Annotated in this window: 13 protein-coding genes; 2 read left to right on the top strand and 11 right to left on the bottom strand. The window is 35.0% G+C overall.

The features are described 5' to 3' along the window. Nucleotides 1–19 precede the first annotated feature (19 nt). Complete coding sequence (locus BMX09_RS00405) at nt 20–667, top strand: DUF1361 domain-containing protein (RefSeq protein ID WP_177159473.1); 648 nt, start codon at nt 20–22, stop codon at nt 665–667. A gap of 46 nt (nt 668–713) precedes the next feature. Here the strand turns inward: BMX09_RS00405 and BMX09_RS00400 are convergent, their stop codons facing one another. Continuing rightward, entirely contained in the window at nt 714–1,988 is a 1,275-nt protein-coding gene (locus tag BMX09_RS00400; RefSeq protein ID WP_089745507.1) for an alkaline phosphatase family protein, read from the bottom strand. 291 nt (nt 1,989–2,279) lie between these two features. On the opposite strand from BMX09_RS00400, the gene BMX09_RS00395 reads away from it, so the two are divergent. Continuing rightward, entirely contained in the window at nt 2,280–3,614 is a 1,335-nt protein-coding gene (locus BMX09_RS00395; protein ID WP_177159472.1) for an MATE family efflux transporter, read from the top strand. A gap of 125 nt (nt 3,615–3,739) precedes the next feature. Here BMX09_RS00395 and BMX09_RS00390 read toward each other — a convergent pair whose 3' ends face one another. From BMX09_RS00390 to BMX09_RS00345, 10 genes are all read right to left on the bottom strand, one after another. Further along, nucleotides 3,740–8,893, bottom strand: coding sequence for a pneumococcal-type histidine triad protein (locus tag BMX09_RS00390; RefSeq protein WP_089745503.1), 5,154 nt, complete (start codon nt 8,891–8,893; stop codon nt 3,740–3,742). A 17-nt stretch (nt 8,894–8,910) separates the two neighbouring features. Beyond that, nucleotides 8,911–9,843 carry a metal ABC transporter solute-binding protein, Zn/Mn family gene (locus BMX09_RS00385; protein ID WP_089745501.1) on the bottom strand — a complete coding sequence of 311 codons (933 nt, stop codon included), beginning with the start codon at nt 9,841–9,843 and terminating at the stop codon, nt 8,911–8,913. 276 nt (nt 9,844–10,119) lie between these two features. Next, nucleotides 10,120–11,139, bottom strand: coding sequence for a lipoate--protein ligase (locus tag BMX09_RS00380; protein ID WP_089745499.1), 1,020 nt, complete (start codon nt 11,137–11,139; stop codon nt 10,120–10,122). Then, the gene (locus BMX09_RS00375) at nt 11,126–12,040 is read right to left on the bottom strand and encodes an SIR2 family NAD-dependent protein deacylase (protein ID WP_089745497.1); all 915 of its coding nucleotides are present in this window, start codon (nt 12,038–12,040) and stop codon (nt 11,126–11,128) included. The genes BMX09_RS00380 and BMX09_RS00375 overlap by 14 nt, the downstream gene beginning before the upstream one ends. After that, a complete protein-coding gene (locus BMX09_RS00370) occupies nt 12,033–12,854 on the bottom strand; it encodes a protein-ADP-ribose hydrolase (protein ID WP_089745495.1) in 822 nt (273 codons plus the stop codon). Before BMX09_RS00370 ends, BMX09_RS00375 begins: the two co-directional genes overlap by 8 nt. Beyond that, complete coding sequence (locus BMX09_RS00365; protein ID WP_089745493.1) at nt 12,847–13,179, bottom strand: glycine cleavage system protein H; 333 nt, start codon at nt 13,177–13,179, stop codon at nt 12,847–12,849. Before BMX09_RS00365 ends, BMX09_RS00370 begins: the two co-directional genes overlap by 8 nt. 69 nt (nt 13,180–13,248) lie before the next feature. Further along, a complete protein-coding gene (locus BMX09_RS00360) occupies nt 13,249–14,229 on the bottom strand; it encodes an MsnO8 family LLM class oxidoreductase (RefSeq protein ID WP_089745491.1) in 981 nt (326 codons plus the stop codon). After that, entirely contained in the window at nt 14,226–15,431 is a 1,206-nt protein-coding gene (locus BMX09_RS00355; protein WP_407645239.1) for an oxidoreductase, read from the bottom strand. Before BMX09_RS00355 ends, BMX09_RS00360 begins: the two co-directional genes overlap by 4 nt. A 323-nt stretch (nt 15,432–15,754) precedes the next feature. After that, complete coding sequence (gene srtB, locus BMX09_RS00350; RefSeq protein WP_177159471.1) at nt 15,755–16,486, bottom strand: class B sortase; 732 nt, start codon at nt 16,484–16,486, stop codon at nt 15,755–15,757. Beyond that, a complete protein-coding gene (locus BMX09_RS00345; RefSeq protein ID WP_089745486.1) occupies nt 16,473–17,825 on the bottom strand; it encodes a hypothetical protein in 1,353 nt (450 codons plus the stop codon). Before BMX09_RS00345 ends, srtB begins: the two co-directional genes overlap by 14 nt. Nucleotides 17,826–17,827: the final 2 nt, after the last annotated feature.

Here is a 17,827-nt window from a genome sequence, read left to right as displayed (position 1 = left end):
CTTATGTCTAAAAAATTTTATGATAAGTTATCTGTTATTTAATGTTGGGTTGATGATTTTTGTCTTAGATTCCATCTCCATTATGCCATTTATATTTATTTGGAATCTTTTTTTAGCAATTATTCCTCTAATTTGTATGATGGTATTTGAACGGTTAGTCAAGACGCAGCCGAATCGGATTTATCTCGTCTTAGTAGGTATTTTATGGCTATTATTTTTCCCAAATGCAATGTATGTGGTGACAGATTTGATTCATTTACAAAACGGGCATTTTTATGAGGTTTTTCCAAGCGTTAATTATTCCCCCGTTGAAACGATCTATTTTCATAATATTGATGATTGGATTATCTTAATTGATGCAATTGGTTTATATATCTTGGGAACTTATGCTGGCTTATACTCTCTGGATAAGATGTTAATGTATATTAAAAAAGTTCCTACTAAGTGGCTATCGCTCATTAGTCTACCAGTGATTAGTCTATTAACTGCGATTGGAATTTATATTGGGCGCTTTTTACGCTTTAATTCATGGGATATCTTCCAGCCAATTACCCTACTCCAAAATTTCATCACAAGTCTTGATGGCTTTTCTATCGCCTTTGTTGCGTTATTTACTTTTTACATCCTTTTTAGTTATTTATTTTATAAATTAATCAAGAAAACATAAGAAAAAGAGCCTAAGTTTAGTCAATCACTAAGCCTAGACTCTTATGTTATTTGTGAAAAATGCTAGTGCCATCTACTCGAGGAAAGTCAATCCCTAATAATTGAGCAATCGTTGGTGCAATATCAACCATTTGTAAAGCACCAACATCTTTAGCATTTGGTAATTCAGATGAAGATAAGACAAATCCACAATGATAATTAGCTTTCTCGGGTGAATAGCCATGTTCCCCACGTACTTCTCCCATAGCCTCAATATCTTCTAATAAATAGCCATTAATCGTCTCAACAATTGCCGTACCAACAGGAGCTTCCACCATTAGAGGGATTGACTCATCAATATGTCGGGCACGCATCTCTTCAGACGTTAAGATTCCCTCGATAGCATCTGGATAATCAGCTTTTATACACGCTAATAATTGGCGAATTGCTTCAACCATTTCCGTTGATTCTTCTTTCAAACGCAAGTATGCTGCTCCACCTGTACTTTGGAAATAAGCCTTCCACTTCCACTTGCCACCCTCACGCCAAATATAGCCATTATTAACTAATAATTGATTCAAGTGCAACTCTTTTTTTACGGTAAACTGACCATGATCTCCCAGTAAAATAATACTAGTTGATTCTTTAATACCTGCTTCTTCTACCGCATCCAACACCTTTCCAATTCGATGATCCATACGCTCATAAACTGGCTTTAAAACTAATTCTTGGTCAATTCCATAGTTATGCTTAGTATCATCTAATTCAATCAAATGTCCCATCACTAAATTCGGTTTTTTCGTTAGAATTGTATCCACTAATACATCTGTTGTAAAATTATCTAATTCCGGCTGACTAGCTCCTTTTAATTTACGACCATATTTAGCAGCCATCTTCATACAAAAGAATGGTGAACCACTTTTTAATAATTTTAGGGCTTGATTTTCTTTATTAATCGCCACAACTTCTGGAAAATTATATTTAATCGCCGCTTTCCCACTAACAGGCCACATAATACTAGCGGTCGTTAAACCTTGACGTTTACACGCATCATAAATGGTATCCGCCTTAATCTGTTCACGATACCAATGCCATGACTTTTTATTTGCAGGTAAAAATGGTTCAAAAATATAATTATTCAAAACTTTATGCTTATCAGGATAGACCCCCGTTACAATTGTTGAATGAATCACATAAGTCATTGTTGGATAGACGCTTGTTAATTCTTTGGAATAATAACTATTTTGTAATAATCGCTTGAAATTAGGATACTCTTTTGCCTTATCGAAATCCAATTCACTGAATGCATCATAAGACAATACAATCACATGTTTTTTATCCATTATACTCCCACCTTTTTATTATCTACTTTTCACATTTATTATACTACTTTTTTCTTTTTTTGTTTAGATAATAACGTTTTCAGAAATATTTGATAAATTCCCACGAATCTAGCGTAACTTCGCTGTAAAAGATTGGATTTCCCTATGAACTCTGCTATACTTGTGGTGTTGGACATTTCTTAATGCTACGATTGAGTAGTGTTTTTTTATTATGAAATGCACTTTAACACTCGTGACTTTGGTTGTGGGTGTTTCAGTATGTTACATACAATTACATTGGAGGGCTATACTATGCGATCAAAAGATTTCTATCAAAGTTATTTTAAAATTGTTATTCCGGTAATGTCGCAAGCTTTAGTGACGACTTTAGTAGCGATGATTGATAACTTAATGGTAGGACAATTAGGTGATGCGGCTATCTCGGCTGTTTCAATCAGTGCGAGAATCTTAGGAATTATCACATTCACCATATTTGGATTAGTAGCTGCGACTTGTGTATTTATCGCACAGTATCATGGCGCTAATAATCCACGTAAACAAAAAGAAGTATTCCGTATTTCTTTAATTTTCTCGGGAACAATATTTTTAATAGCGGCATTAGCCTTGATATTCTTTAATAAAGAGATTATTCATTTCTTTGTGAAAGATGCTTTAATTGAATCCCTTGCAAAAGAGTATATTATGTTAATGCTATTCTCATTTGTGCCATTTATTTTATCAATTAATTATGGTACTACCTTAAAAGTTTTGGGTCAGGTAAAGTTACCCTTAATTGCTAGTTTATTCGGTGTGGTATTAAATACTACTTTGAATTATTTCTTAATCTTTGGGAATTTCGGCTTTCCTAGATTAGGAGTATCAGGGGCTGCGATTGCAACAATCTGTGCTAGAATATTAGAATTTACGATTATCTATTCATTCGTTAAATATCACCACTATACATTTAATACAAAATTCAATGAGCGTTGCCATATCGCTAAAGATACTGTTATCGCTGTCTTAAAAAAAGCACTACCACTTGCAACCAATGAAGTTATTTGGGCAATTGGTATGGCAACCATCTTAAAACTATACGCCACTCGTGGTAGTGAAGTCATTGCAGCTTATGCGATTGCTGATGCAACAAATACCATCTTCTTCTCGGTTGCTCAAGGCGTTTCGGCTGCGACTCCGGTATTTATCTCTCAATTATTAGGAGCTGATAAGTTTGATGAGGCTTTAGATAATGCTAAGTCAATGATTCGTTTGATTTTTGTCTTATCCTTTGTATGTGGATTGGGTATGTGGGGGGCAAGCTATATCGTACCAAATCTCTACCAAGTATCTGCTATATCACATGATTTAGCCGTTAAGATGATTCGCATTATGGCTTGCATGTATTGGGTCTATTTAGTCACTGTCCAAACCTATTATATCTTACGTGCTGGTGGCGATATGAAATCAACTTTATTTATGGATGGTGGTTTTATGTGGTTAGTGACTATTCCAGCAATGGCCGTTGTTACTTACTTTACAGATGCATCCATTTTCATTATTTACTTAACTGGTCAAAGTTGCGATATCTTAAAATTAATTATCTCGCAATATTTATTTAGAAAAAAACGTTGGTTAGTTAACCTAACGTAATAAGTATAAAAAAGCACGTTACTTCACTTGTCAAGGGTTGAGGTAACGTGCTTTCTTGTTAGAAAGTTAGAGTTTTCAGTTTTAATTAGTCATTATTTTTCAATAATGATTAATGTCTATAAAGTTTAAGCGACTTCTTCAGTTGATTCTTGGATAGTTGGTTCATCTTGTGTTTGTGGAACGTCTTTATCCCCTGAAGTTGCGTCTTGTACTGTAGCGTTTGTTGCATCTTCATCAACTGTTACGTCTTCTGATGGTGCTTCTTGTACGGGCACTTCATCTGATGTTGGTGTTGTTGATGGAATAGATTGTGGTTCAGTAGTTACTTCTACTTCAGAAGCTATATTCATCACTTCTATTGATCTTGTAGTTCCTTGTTTAGGAGTTCTTGAAATTTCTTCTCCTGTTAGGAAGTTAACCACAATTGTTTCAGTTTTTGTGTCTAATGTAACATTTCCATTAGTATCAAAAGTCATTTCTTCCATTGAAACTGGATATTTTTTAGTAATATTAAATACATATTTGAAATAGAATTCTCCTGAGTCGATATTGAATTTTTGTTGAATATATTCAATTACGGCATCTTGATCACTTAAATCAGTTGGTGCAGTAATATCTTGACTCGTTGTTGCATCGTCTTGTGAATCTGTTGTGTCATCTGTTACTGGTTCAGTAGTTGTAGTGTCCTCTGCTGGTTCTTCAACAGGTTCTTCAACTTCTGCTGGCAATTCAACAGATAGGCCTTGTGCTTTTCTTTCTAGTGCCATTTCTGTTAATTTAACCTCTAAATCTGATAAAAGAACTGCTGGAATTTTGTGTACATAGTATGTTCCAGGTTGCGCATAGCCTACCCTTCCACGCTTTTCAATTTTTTCAACTACTTTTGCTGGATCATAGACAAAATCATTCACTTCTTGATAACGCTCATCAAGTGGTAATGCATAATATTCTTTTAGTAATTCTTCATAAGATTTTTCAGCTGGTTCAGTAGTTATTATGTCTTCTTGTGGCTCAGTAGTTGTATCTTCTGCTGGTAATCCAATTGGTAATCCGTCTGATAGTCTTTCTATTGCCATTTCTGCTAATTGGAGTTCCATTGGTGATAATAATTCAGCTAAAACATCATGGGTATAGTCACTTTCAGGTTGAGAGTAACCCACTATGCCACTTGACTTGATAATTTTTTCGGTTAATTTTGCAGGATCAAAAACAAAATCATCCTCATCTTGATAACGCTCTTCAAGTGGTAGTGCATAATATTCTTTTAATAATTCTTCATATGGTTTGTCAAAAGGTTTGGCTGGCTTTTCGACTGTGATAGTTGTTGATAAGCCTTGTGCTTTTCTTTCTAAAGCCATATCAGCTAATTTTAGTTCTAATGGTGATAACCATGATGCTGGGAAATTTTGTGTATAGAAAAGCCCTGGATGAGCATAAGCGACTAGTCCATTTTCTGTGACAATCTTTTTAATCACTTTTGCTGGATCGAACACAAAATTATTACCATCTTGATAACGGTCTTTAAGTGGTAATGCATAATATTCTTTTAGTAATTCTTCATAAGATTTTTCAGCTGGTTTTGCTGGTTCTTGATGGTCTTCGTGATCATCGTGATGGTGATGTCCTTCATGATTTTCTGCTAATGGATCTTTTACCAAATCAATAGCTAATCCATATTCTTTTCTTTGTAGCACTAATTCAGCTAATTGTACTTCTAATTCTGATAAATCAGATTCCCAAATAAAGTGCGTATGGTCTTCATGTGGAATCACATAACCTGGTCCATTTTTCTTAATAATAGTTGTTGGATCAAATACTAAACCATCTCCTTCAACATGACGTTTTTCTTTTGGTAAAGCATATAATTGGTTGAGTAAATCAATATATTCTTGTTTACCAACGTCACTAGGGTCAACTTCATCTGGTAGTAAGCATTGTGCTCCTTGTTTTTCCAAGAATAGTTCACCTAATTTTCTTTCATCTTCTGATAAATCACTGAGATATATTCCTTGTAATTCCCCTCGATAGTTAAAGAGATATTCATTACCTTCTTTGCATAGAATCTTTTCTGGATCAAATACCAAACCATTTATTTCATGATGGCGTTTGTTTTCTGGTAATTCATAATAAGCTTTTAATAATTCTTCATATGTCTTTTCAGCTGGTGCTGGAATCTCTTCGTCTAAAGGATCTTTAATAACATCCACTGGCAAATTATCTGCTCGTCTTTGTAGTGCAAGCTCTGCTAATTGAATTTCTAATGGTGATAATCTTGATTCTTCAAAAGCATATAAAATTTTACCAACTGGAATAGCATAGCCTAAAAATTCCATTTTCTCTGTTACTTTAGCTGGATCAAAAATCATGCCATTTGGTAATTGACCACGTTTTTCTTTTGGTAATTCATAATAAGCTTTTAATAATTCTTCATAGCTCTTTTCAGCTGGTGCTGGTTTCACCACTTCAGCGGTTTCTGAGATTTCTTGACCTGTGTAGATATTAACAAATACTTTACCTTTATCTGTTGTTACAGTGACTTTACCTGTGTTATCAATTTTTAATAAATCAATTGATGTATGATATTTTTGTGCAATTGGTGAAGTGTAATCATAAAAGTCATCTTCTGAAATAGTTAAGGCTTTTGTGACTCTTTCAACCATTTGATCAAAATCTTCTTCAGTAGTTGTTGGTTCATCTGGTTCAGTAGTATCGTGACCTGGGGCGACTTCTGCTCCTCCCCAACCATCTTCTACTTCTGGTTTTAATTCTGGGTGAAGTAATAAATAACGAACAGTTGCGATAATTTTATCACGGTCATTTTCATCTAACCATGAGAATTGAACATAGTGGTAATGATCCCAGTGCGGTACACGGAATCCACTTTCTACTTCCATATCGGCATGTGATAAATTATATGGTAAATCTTTGATGTCCATTAATAATTCTGGTTTAATGCCATCTGGATATTCTGGTGTTACCACAACGCTTCCTGTATTTGGTTTGTCTGGTGTTTCTCCTTCAGCACCTGTATTTGGTTTGTCTGTTTTATCTACACGGTGATCATAAGCTAATTTAATTGTGTCTTTTTTGTCTTTTGGTAAGTTTTGATAATACAATGCTAATGCTTCTAATTCTGAATCTTCCAAGTCTCCTAATGGAATCCAGTGAATATGCTTACCATGCTCTGGTGTAATATGCCATGCAAGTACAGCATCATGATCAATTTGGAAGACTGATTCTGGTGTGAAGATATAACCATCCGAAGTGTCATAAGGCTTACCATCCGTACCTTTTTTAGATGGCTTACCATTCATATCAATTTTTTCGGTATGTAATGGTACAACTGCATGTAATCTATCTAGTTCAGTTGGTATTTCACCTTCGCCACCTGTATTTGGCTTGTCTGGATTTTCTGGTGTTGGTTTCACCACTTCAGCGGTTTCTGAGATTTCTTCAGCTGTATAGATATTAACAAATACTTTACCTTTATCTGTTGTTACAGTGACTTTACCTTGGTTATCAATCTTCAATTGGTCAATTGATGTATGATATTTTTGTGCGATTGGAGTTGTATACTCCCAGAAGTCATCTTCTGAAATAGTTAAGGCTTTTGTCACTCTTTCAATCATTTGCTCCAAATCTTCTTCAGTAGTTGTTGGTTCGTCTGGTTCAGTGATATCTTGTCCTGGGTTAACATCTGCTCCTCCCCAACCATCTTCTACTTCTGGTTTTAATTCTGGGTGAAGTAATAGATAACGTACGGTTGCGATAATTTTATCACGGTCTTTTTCATCTAACCATGAGAATTGAACATAGTGGTAGTGATCCCAGTGCGGCACACGGAATCCGCCTTCTACTTCCATATCAGCATGTGATAAATTATATGGTAAATCTTTTATTTCCATTAATAATTCTGGCTTAATACCATCTGGATATTCTGGTGTTTCACCTTCGCCTCCTGTATTTGGCTTGTCTGGTGTTACCACTTCGCCTCCTGTATTTGGTTTATCTGGTGTTACCACTTCGCCTCCTGTATTTGGCTTATCTGGTGTTGGTGTTACCACTTCGCCTCCTGTATTTGGTTTATCTGGTGTTACCACTTCGCCTCCTGTATTTGGCTTGTCTGGTGTTACCACTTCGCCACCTGTATTTGGTTTATCTGGTGTTACCACTTCGCCTCCTGTATTTGGCTTATCTGGTGTTGGTGTTACCACAACAACATTATTTTGTTTTTGCGCTAAGGCCATATCAGCTAATTGGATTTCTAGGGCTGACAATTGACTCGGCGGAATAATATGGAAGTGGTCACCATGCGGGATAACATACCCAAATGAGTTCTTAATAGTGACTTGCATTGGGTCAAATACTAAGCCGTCCCCTTCAACATGGCGTTGGTCTTTTGGTAATTTATAATAGTCTTGTAATAATTGTTGGAAGTCTTTTGTCACTTCTACCGGTTGCTGCGGTTGTACCGGCTTTGCAACGATATGCGTTACGCCGCCTGTATTTCGTTTAGGCGGAATATAATGGGCTACTTGCGTAATACCATGTCCTCCTGAGTTAGTTGTTCCATATAAATATTGATTTGCTTCGCGTAATTCCTTAGCTGATAAATCAGATTTTGGAATATAATGGAAATGATCGCCATGACTACAAATAAAAGCATCTCCCACATCTTGTACAATTGATTCTACTGTAAAGACATAGCCATCATCTGTTGTATATCGTACTTCCCCTTCTCCCGTTGTGTTAGCAGCAACTGGATGTTTATGAGTCGAACCATTAATAATTCGATCACGCTGCTCTTTAATGTCTTCTTTTGTACGAATGTTTTTGGCAACTTTTCGATCTTTTACATAGACAAAATATTTTCCATTAATTTTTAGCATATACCCATCTGCTAATTCGTACTGAATATCTTCATCTTTTAATTGATAATTACTATCTTGTAATAATAATTCTTCACTAATAATCGCATCATATGGTACTTTCCCATTATAATAATGGAAATGATCCCCGTGTGATGTTACATAGCCATCATCAGTAATCTTTACAACGATTTGTTCTGCATCAATACCTTCCTCTAAAGATATTTCTTCTGGTGTTTTTTGATGTGATTGATTTTCTACATTAACTCCCTCACTAATATATTGTACACGATTATTCACATCATCTTCTGGCACCATACTACTTAATATATATTGACCGCCTGTTGCAATTGTGGCTCCCAAACCAGCTGCTAACAGATATTTCGGCCATGAATTCGATATTTTTTTCATGTAAACACTCCTTATATCTATTCTCCCAATACATTTTGTAATGTTTGTAAATTATTTTCTAAATTCGTTAGAAATGGTAGATTATTTTGTGGGTCAGATTCTAATGGGTCAAGTAATGCAATTTGGACTCCCGTTTCCTCAGCAATTACTTGAGCAATATCCGTTGATACATTAGGCTCAACAAAAATCGTCTTCACATGATATTCTTCTACAAAATCCTGAATCTCTTTTAAACGTTTTGGACTCGGCTCTAAGTCAGGTGAAATACCTGAAATTCCCAATTGTCTTAGACCGAATCGTTTTGCTAAATATGAAAATGCTGTATGCTGTGTTACGAATGTCTTTTGCGGAACTTGTTCAAAAATCGGTTGATATTTGGTAACTAATCCACGCGCTTTTTCTGCAAATTCTTGTGCATTTTTACGATAGGTATCCGCATGTTCAGAATCTAGTGCTATTAATTGTTCAGCAATATTTTCAGCTTCTAATGCCACTAATTCCGGATCAAGCCATGAATGTGGATCAAATAATGTCTTTTCATCAATCCCTTCTTCAACCTTGATATCTTCTAATCCTTCCACGCGATCCAAAGTTATTCCTTCTGAAGCTTCGATCATCTTCACTTTTGAATCTTTTTTGGAAGAATCATTCACACGTTTTGCCCAAGGTTCTAATGTTCGTGAATGATAAATAAAAATATCAGCATCATGAATCGCCGCCACATCAGCAGCTGACGGTTCAAAGGAATGAATCCCTGCACCACTTCTAATCATCATCACTTGATTATACTCTCCCGAAATTTCTTTCGTAATAGCATACATTGGATAAAAACTTGTCACAATGGTCAAGCCATCTTGTTCTTGTGTAGTAGTCTCTTTCTGAGAGCATCCCCATAATCCCATTAATAGAACGACTACAACCCCCAATAACATTAGTGATTTTTTACGCATCACACTTCCTTCTTTCTATTTTTTTTGAAAATCTCCTTTCTGAAATTCCTTAAAAACATTCTAAAACATTTTAACTATTTTGTAAATAGTAATGGTTACGATTTAAAAACGGGATATATTCTCTAAAGTATCCGCTTACTTTGTGATTCATTTGGTAATATAGTTGGATATTTTACTTTAGATGTCCTCATTCGTCACAAATATTTTTATAAAAAAAACAAAAAACGAGCAAGAATCTATTATTTCCTACTCGTTTACTATTCTTATAAGAGTTAATTAAGAAAAAATCAAATCAACAAAATCATTTAATTTAACAGCGCCAAAGTAAGCTCGTAAATCAAAGTCTTGTAATGCTTTAATGACTTCTTGTCTTTCCATCTTAGTACCTATTAAAGCCAGTTCAATCTCTGAAATATCTTCTTTTCCAAAGAAATCACCATAAATACGACAAGCGGCAATACGACTTTGTTCAATTTCTAAATGGATATCAATGGTTCCACCAGCAAATCGCGCATCACGATGATAGCTATATTGTGGTGAATTACCATAATTCCATTCCCAATTTTTGTATTTTTCATTTGCTAAAGCTTCAATCCCTTGCCAATCTTCCTCGGTTAATTCATAGCGTTTGGCTTGGTCGATTGACTCAATTCCTAATAACTGGCAAACCACTAAATTTTTAAATTCTTCAACAGTTACATCTTTATATTCTTCAGCTAAGTATGGTCTTAGACTTCCCACACGACTACGAACTGATTTAATACCTTTTGATTCAATCTTTTTACGGTTTGGACTAAGAACTTTTTCCATTGCATCATAATTGACATCTAATAATAATGAATAGCCACCATATACCCGATTATTTACGATAGTCATTGCAGCACCAGACACTTTTTTTCCTTCTAATGTTAAATCGTTACGCCCAGTCATTTCAACACCAGTAGCACCTAGATGATGTAGAGCTTTCACAGCCGGCTCATATGTACGTTTGAAATCCCCGAAAACACCATTATCATTAATTAAATAACAAACATTAACGGCACCAGAATCTACATAGATTGCTCCACCACCAGTATCGCGACGGACTACCGGAATTTGATGTTCTTTTAAATATTCTTCATTAACTTCAATAATTGCATTTTGATATTTTCCAATCTCTACTTTTGGATCACAATAATATGGGAATAAGATATCATCATCTAAGAAAATGTGTTGTTGCACATAGACTTGCATTGCTAAAGCGATTGCTCCATCAGTAATACGTTTGCCATTTTTAATAGGTTCAATTAGATACATTCTTCATTTCTCCTTTATTATTTTTAGTCATTATTTTTTCTGTATTGATTAATAATGTTTGAATATTTTCTGTTAAATTTAAGCTTCTTTGTCGAATCTCTTTTGGTAGGCGATAATGTTTATAATTTAAGCTAATATATAGTGCGTCCGGGTTATTAGCTGTCATCTTCCAAAATGGTTGTTTGATAAATTGTGGTGTTGTTGAGCCAATACCAATCTCCATATATAAAACTTTCCCACTTAGATGTTTGTCTAGAAAATCTTGGTAATGTGCATGTTGTTTTTGAAAGTCACCATCTTCAACCATTCCTTTATCGGCATTACGTTTATTAATTTCCATGGGAGCATCACACTTAGGGCAATGGGGTAATAATTCACGTGGAATCTTCCTATTGGATTGTTCTTGAATCATCTTGCGAATTACTGCTTCGTCATGATAAGTTTGTTGGTGACAATGCTTACTACACTGCATCAATCCATACTCACCTTGAATATGAAAGACCTTCTCCAAGTCATATCCACTTACCAAAAAGGCATTATCTGCATTCGTCGTAATAATATGATAGTCTTTATCTTCCAGTAAGTGACGTAAGGCTAGATAGGACTTGCCTATTGGTTGATCCAAATAATTTAAGGCTACAAAACGACTTTGAAATGCCCAATATTCACACCAATCAGGAAAATCAAATAAACTCGCTTGAAGCATATCCAAAAAATGATACTTTTCAATAAAATCAGGGAAAGCCTCCTCAAAACGTGGACCAATATACATAAAGCCATCTGCTGCTGACATTCCAGCCCCAATCCCTACCACAAGTGCATCAGCTTCATCTATTAACTTACTTAATAACTCCGACTGACTTAAGAACTCCCTTTCATTAATACTTTGCCATTTACTCATTGATGTCCCCCTTCAATAATTGTTGGTATAAGTCTTGATCTTTTTTTGTAAATGTTACAAAAACAATTTGTAAACTTGTTGGGTGATTTTTTAACCACTCTATCACAGTTGTCACCGCAATTTTAGCAGCTAATTCTTTTGGAAAGCCAAATACTCCCGTTGAGATACTACAAAATGCAAGTGTCGTTATATGTTGTTGGTATGCAGTATCTAGACATGCTTGATAGGACTTTTTCAGCAAATCTCTTTTAATAGAACTAACAGGCTGATTCGCTCTCATTTGTGGTCCTACCGTATGGATAATATACTTAGCTGGTAAATGATAGCCTAATGTTACCTTTGCTCGACCAATTGCTTCTTTATGGCCTTGTTCTTGCATAATTTGTTGGCATTCCAAACGCAACTGAGCTCCCGCAAATGTATGAATCGCATTATCAATACAATGGTGATTTGGGATAAAGCATCCTAACATATCACTATTGGCAGCATTCACAATTGCATCAACTGCTAAATGAGTAATATCTCCATGGTAAAGTAAGATATTCGGGTAATTAGTCAGTTGGCAATCTGTAAGCGTTGCGATAACTTCTTTAGTAAAATATTTTGTTAAAAAAGCTGATTCTAACATCAGATAATCAGCAGTTATCTCACTTGGAGCTGTCTGATTAATCAAACCACGCCAAATAGAAAACTTCTCTTGAAAACTAATTGCCTGTTTGTTTTCGCTAATCGCACCATTACTCGCTAAAGCTTCGATTAATTGATCAAGTAATGGTACTAATTCTTCTTTCGTAGCTATCTCAGACTTAAGCATCTTCTAATGCATCAAATTCAGTTGCATCGACATCTGCTAAGACACATAACCAGTTCTCTGTTGCTTTTTCTGAATTTAGTAATGTTGGTGTGTCACTGGCTGCATGATTTATTTTTACGATTCGACCAGCAATTGGTGACACTATTTCCATGACAGTTTTAGACGCTTCTAAATTTAAAATAACATCTTCTTTAGCTAAGTGTTCTTCTTTTGTAAAATCAATATAGCCAATCGTCCCCACATCATCTTGTAATTCTGCAGTCATACGAATTGTTACTAAGTCATCTTCCTTTTCTAATAATAAATAATTAGCAATTTTTGTCATCTTCATCTATTCCTTTCTACTGTTACATACTATTGCTAGGAAATATCCTAAGCTTTAATTTATATGTCATCACAAGTATAATTGCGCTAATAATTGTACTGCTTTTTTTCGATTTTCGAATCCCGGTACGAGTGGAATCACTAATAATTCATCGGCTTGACTTAATGCCAAATACTTATCGAGTTTGGCTTTTACTTCTTTTGAATTACCAATAACCATCCTTTTACGTTGTTCTTGTATTTTATTTTTATCTTGTTTTGATAAAGAATAATTTTTAGCTTGTTCTATAGTGGGATAGGTTTTAAATTTATTGAAATCCTCTTTTCCAAGCATCCAAATATCTAAACATTTTGCCATAGCTTCTGCTTCTTTTGCCGTCTCTGCAATAACAATAAAACAGGCAAATATTACATAAGGCTTTTGTGAAAATTCAGACACTTTAAACGCTTGACGATAGCTAGCAGGAATCTTTTGAGCTTCTAATGTAAGATCTTTTTTCATAAATGGAAATATTCCAAATGTATAACTAAGACCTAATTGAGCAGCTAATTGAGCAGTCACTTCACTACTACTTAATACAAAAACATTTGGCAAATGATGAATCTTAGGGTATGTTCTAACCAAGCCTTTTCCACTTAAATCATCCAATAATTGCTGTAAAAGCTGAGGATATTCCTTTTTGTTGTGCCTTGTTTCTAAGGCTCGTTGCACAACTAATGTCCCCATAGCACTCCCAATTCCTAAATCAATCCTTCCTGGGAAAAGAGCTGCTAGAGTTTTCATTTGTTCGGCTACTTTATATGGACTATAGTGCATTAACATAATTCCAGCTGTACCAATACGAATGCTTTCAGTTTGACTAGCAAGATAGCATGTTAATATTTCTGGACTACTTGTTGAAAAAGCGGCAATATGGTGATGTTCTGCAACTAAAAATCGATAATACCCATATTTTTCTGCAGTTTGCGCTAGAGAAAGCGTCTGTTGTAATGCTGTAGTCGCAGTTCCCCCGTAATCAATCACTCCATAATCTAATACACTTAATTTCATAATAGTGACTCCTTATGATAATTAGTAATCAGACTTCTAAATAATTCCCGTGACTCTTTAGGAATCGACTCACCATAATCCATTAAAGGAACAATATCCTTAAATGAAGCTTCAGGAATCTTTAAGGATGCTAAATCTTCAAATTTTATTTTAAAATTAATTTCTGATTGGCGCCCTGTTTCCATCTTTTGCAAAAATTCAGGATCTACCACTAAAGGACTAGCACTACCAACAAAATCAGCATACTTTAAAGCTTCAGCAACTTTTTCTGGCGTATTGATGCCACCAGTTGCCATAATGGGTAAACGTCCAAAAAAATGACGCCAAATAATTTCTGTAACAAGCTGACCTTCATATGCTCCCTTAGCTCGCACACGATTTCTAAAAACATTATGCCCCCAACTTGCAATCGCCAAATATTGGATATCAGCCAATTCTAATATCCATTCCACAAGCGTAATAAATTCTTCCACTGAATAGCCAACTTGACTACCACGAGTCTCTTCAGGAGTTGCCCGAAAGCCTAAAATAAAACCCTTCGGAGCTTCTTTTTTTATCACATCATTGACTCCTCTTAAGACTTCTAAAGCAAATCTAGCACGATTTTCTAGCGAGTCTCTCCCATATTCATCATGACGCTTGTTTGAAAATGGCGAGAAAAAAGCTTGCATTAATAAACGCTGAGCTGATGAGATTTCCACTCCATCAAAACCAGCTTTAATCGCTCGGCTAGTGGCGTTTTGATAATCGATTACTAGTTGTTGGATGTGCTTGTGTGTTAATTCTTTTACCTCATGTACAATTGGCGATTGCAACTTCATAGCACTTGGACCATACACAAAGCCATACTTCTTAAGACTGTGACTAGCAAATCTACCAGCATGAGTCAACTGCAAAATCGCCTTAGCTCCTTTTGCTTTCATCGCTTTAGCTAATTCTGTTAAACCAACAATATCTTCATCTTTTGCCGAACTAAACCCATATTCAAACAACTGCCCATATTCTTCAATATAAGCTGCCCCAGTAATTTGTAAAGCGGCTGCATCTGCTCGGCGATAAGCATAATCAATATCTGCTTGTGTAACAAATCCTTCTTGAGTCGATGAATTTGTAATCATCGGAGACAATACAAAACGATTCTTCAATACGACCCCGTTTGGTAACTGTAACGCTTGAAATAATTTACCTTCAGTCATCTTTATCACAATTTCCTTTCAGAACATTTTTTCTATCTAAATACCTCCCAATCTCATTATATTTTTCGTTATAAAAGATTGCTATCATTCACAAATAAAAATACCATCCCCAGTCAATGAAAGTCATAAATCCAACTCCCACTATCATCCACTAGCTAAGTATCGTAAAAAGCATGTCCTAACTAATAAAAATAACCATTCCATCATAAACCCAATTATGAAAAAATACTTTTCAATAAAAAAAGCCTACTGAAAATAACTCCAGTAAGCTTAAAAAATGAAAATAATGATTCTTCATACACATCTAACTTTTGAAAAACTAGTTATGTCTATTCTTTTATAATAGCTGCCAATAAATGACGATCATCATTATAGGCTTCTGAACAAGTCGACAACAATACAATCCGGTACTGTGCCAACTCATCATAATCCCCCTCAAAATAACGTGACCGCTTGGCTAATTCTTTAAGATAGGCCTTCATATCAACTGGATTCGACTCGTAAATTGTCCAGTCATAGGCATTTGCTTCAAATACTGCAAATATCTCAATCTCATGCTTTTCTACATCAGAATACAATACCCCTTTTCGATGCGTATCAAAATAGTCACGCTCCTCATAATGGTCAATGCCACCAAACATCCCATCATGCGCCATATGATGCCCATACAATATATTCACCGCATCTTGATAAGTAGGACTACAATTCTTCTCCAGATAAATACTACCCGATAAAGAAAATTCACGTAATACATTCCGATTCAAATAATCCCATTCATCACTATTCTGCACAACAGGATAATCAATCTTCGTATCATAAATTGTAATCCAGCCACGCAAATCAGGATTCAAGCGTTTTAATTCCTCATAACTCGCTCCACCATCTCTTTCAGGTGAATATTGCGAATACTGATTAGATGCTGCTTGAGACAAGATTTGTTTATCTTGACGAATTGAAAAGATACTAAAGATAAAAATGATGATCACCACTAGTAAAATCACTTCATCAATCAGCCAATGCACTAATCGAATCAGCCCGACACTTATATTATTCTGCTTCACGTTTTTCTTCTCTGCGTTGCATGAAGATATAGAAGAATACAGCTCCAGCAATTATTGTCATCACTAATATCATTGGGTTGCGACCAGTTAAGATACCATTAATTTTAATTTCACCAAAAATATTATGAATCGTCATACTATTTATTTTTTCATTTATTTCTTTATTTTCAGCTAAAACCACTTGCTGCATTGTGATTTTATCTTCAGGCCTAATACTTGCTGCGATATTTTCGCCATTTTCAAAGACTGTCCATTGAATTTTTTCAATAGCATTCATCACTCTATCTTCAGTAACTTTTACTTGTGTTCCTGCTGGTAAACCTTCAAAAATAACTTTATCCCCACTAATCAAACCGTTAACGTAACAGTCTTTGTCTAACTCAAATTCAATAGTTCGTGGTTCTTCTCCCTCTCTTTGAATAGAACCTGTAATGGAATTGCGAACCGCTTGGTCTTTCATTCCTTTTTCACTATTTTGTTTTAGAATCGCATTAGTTAGGTTCATTTTTAAAGTATATTCTGCAAAATTATCATTTTTACCAGTAACCGTTATATCCATTGGTTCTGATTTACTAAAATAAGTATTCACAAAACGCACATCATCAGATGGGATTTTATAAATTTTATATTTATCCTTAATATCTGTCGTAACGGTATAAGTAACTTCACCATTATTTTTCACATAAACATGGTAATATTTAGTTGAGCCCCAGTTAAAATGATCAAAACCATTCTCTGCATGCTTATATGCGGTTAATTCTTTACCATCTGTATGATAATCAAAACTTGGTAATTCTTGCGATACTTTAAATACATAAATTCCTGCTTTCGCTTCTTTTTCAGCGACTTCTAACGGACTAACTGAACTCCTCCATAACAAATCATCATCTGCTATATAAGTTCCAGACTGTGCTGCAGTATGATCCGCCTTGTTTGTTACTGTCTCCCATTTTGAATTATTATTAATGATAATCGTTTTCGTATTTGTTGTGTTATTTGTCCAACCATCACCAAATCCTACTAATTTTTCAAAAACCCCTTTTTCCTTTTCATTAGGTGCTAAATAAGCTTCTTCACCTTCAGTCATCGAATTCGCTTCTGATACTTGCTCAATGTGAATCTTAATCTCTTTGCCCTTAATAAATGGTCTTTGGATAAATTTATCTGGAGTTTTACCTTCTATATGTTTTCCAAAGAAACGAATATCCATATTTAATGGTGGAGCTTTCTCCCCAGTTGTAATTTCATTTTCTTGTGTTACTTCTTCTGCTTGTACTGTTGTTGCGCCAATTGTCATCCCCGCAAGGATAAGCATTGCTAATTTTTTCATATTTTTCATTA

Source organism: Granulicatella balaenopterae, assembly GCF_900111135.1.
Classification (GTDB): domain Bacteria; phylum Bacillota; class Bacilli; order Lactobacillales; family Aerococcaceae; genus Granulicatella; species Granulicatella balaenopterae.
This window is presented reverse-complemented; position numbering and strand designations above follow the sequence as displayed.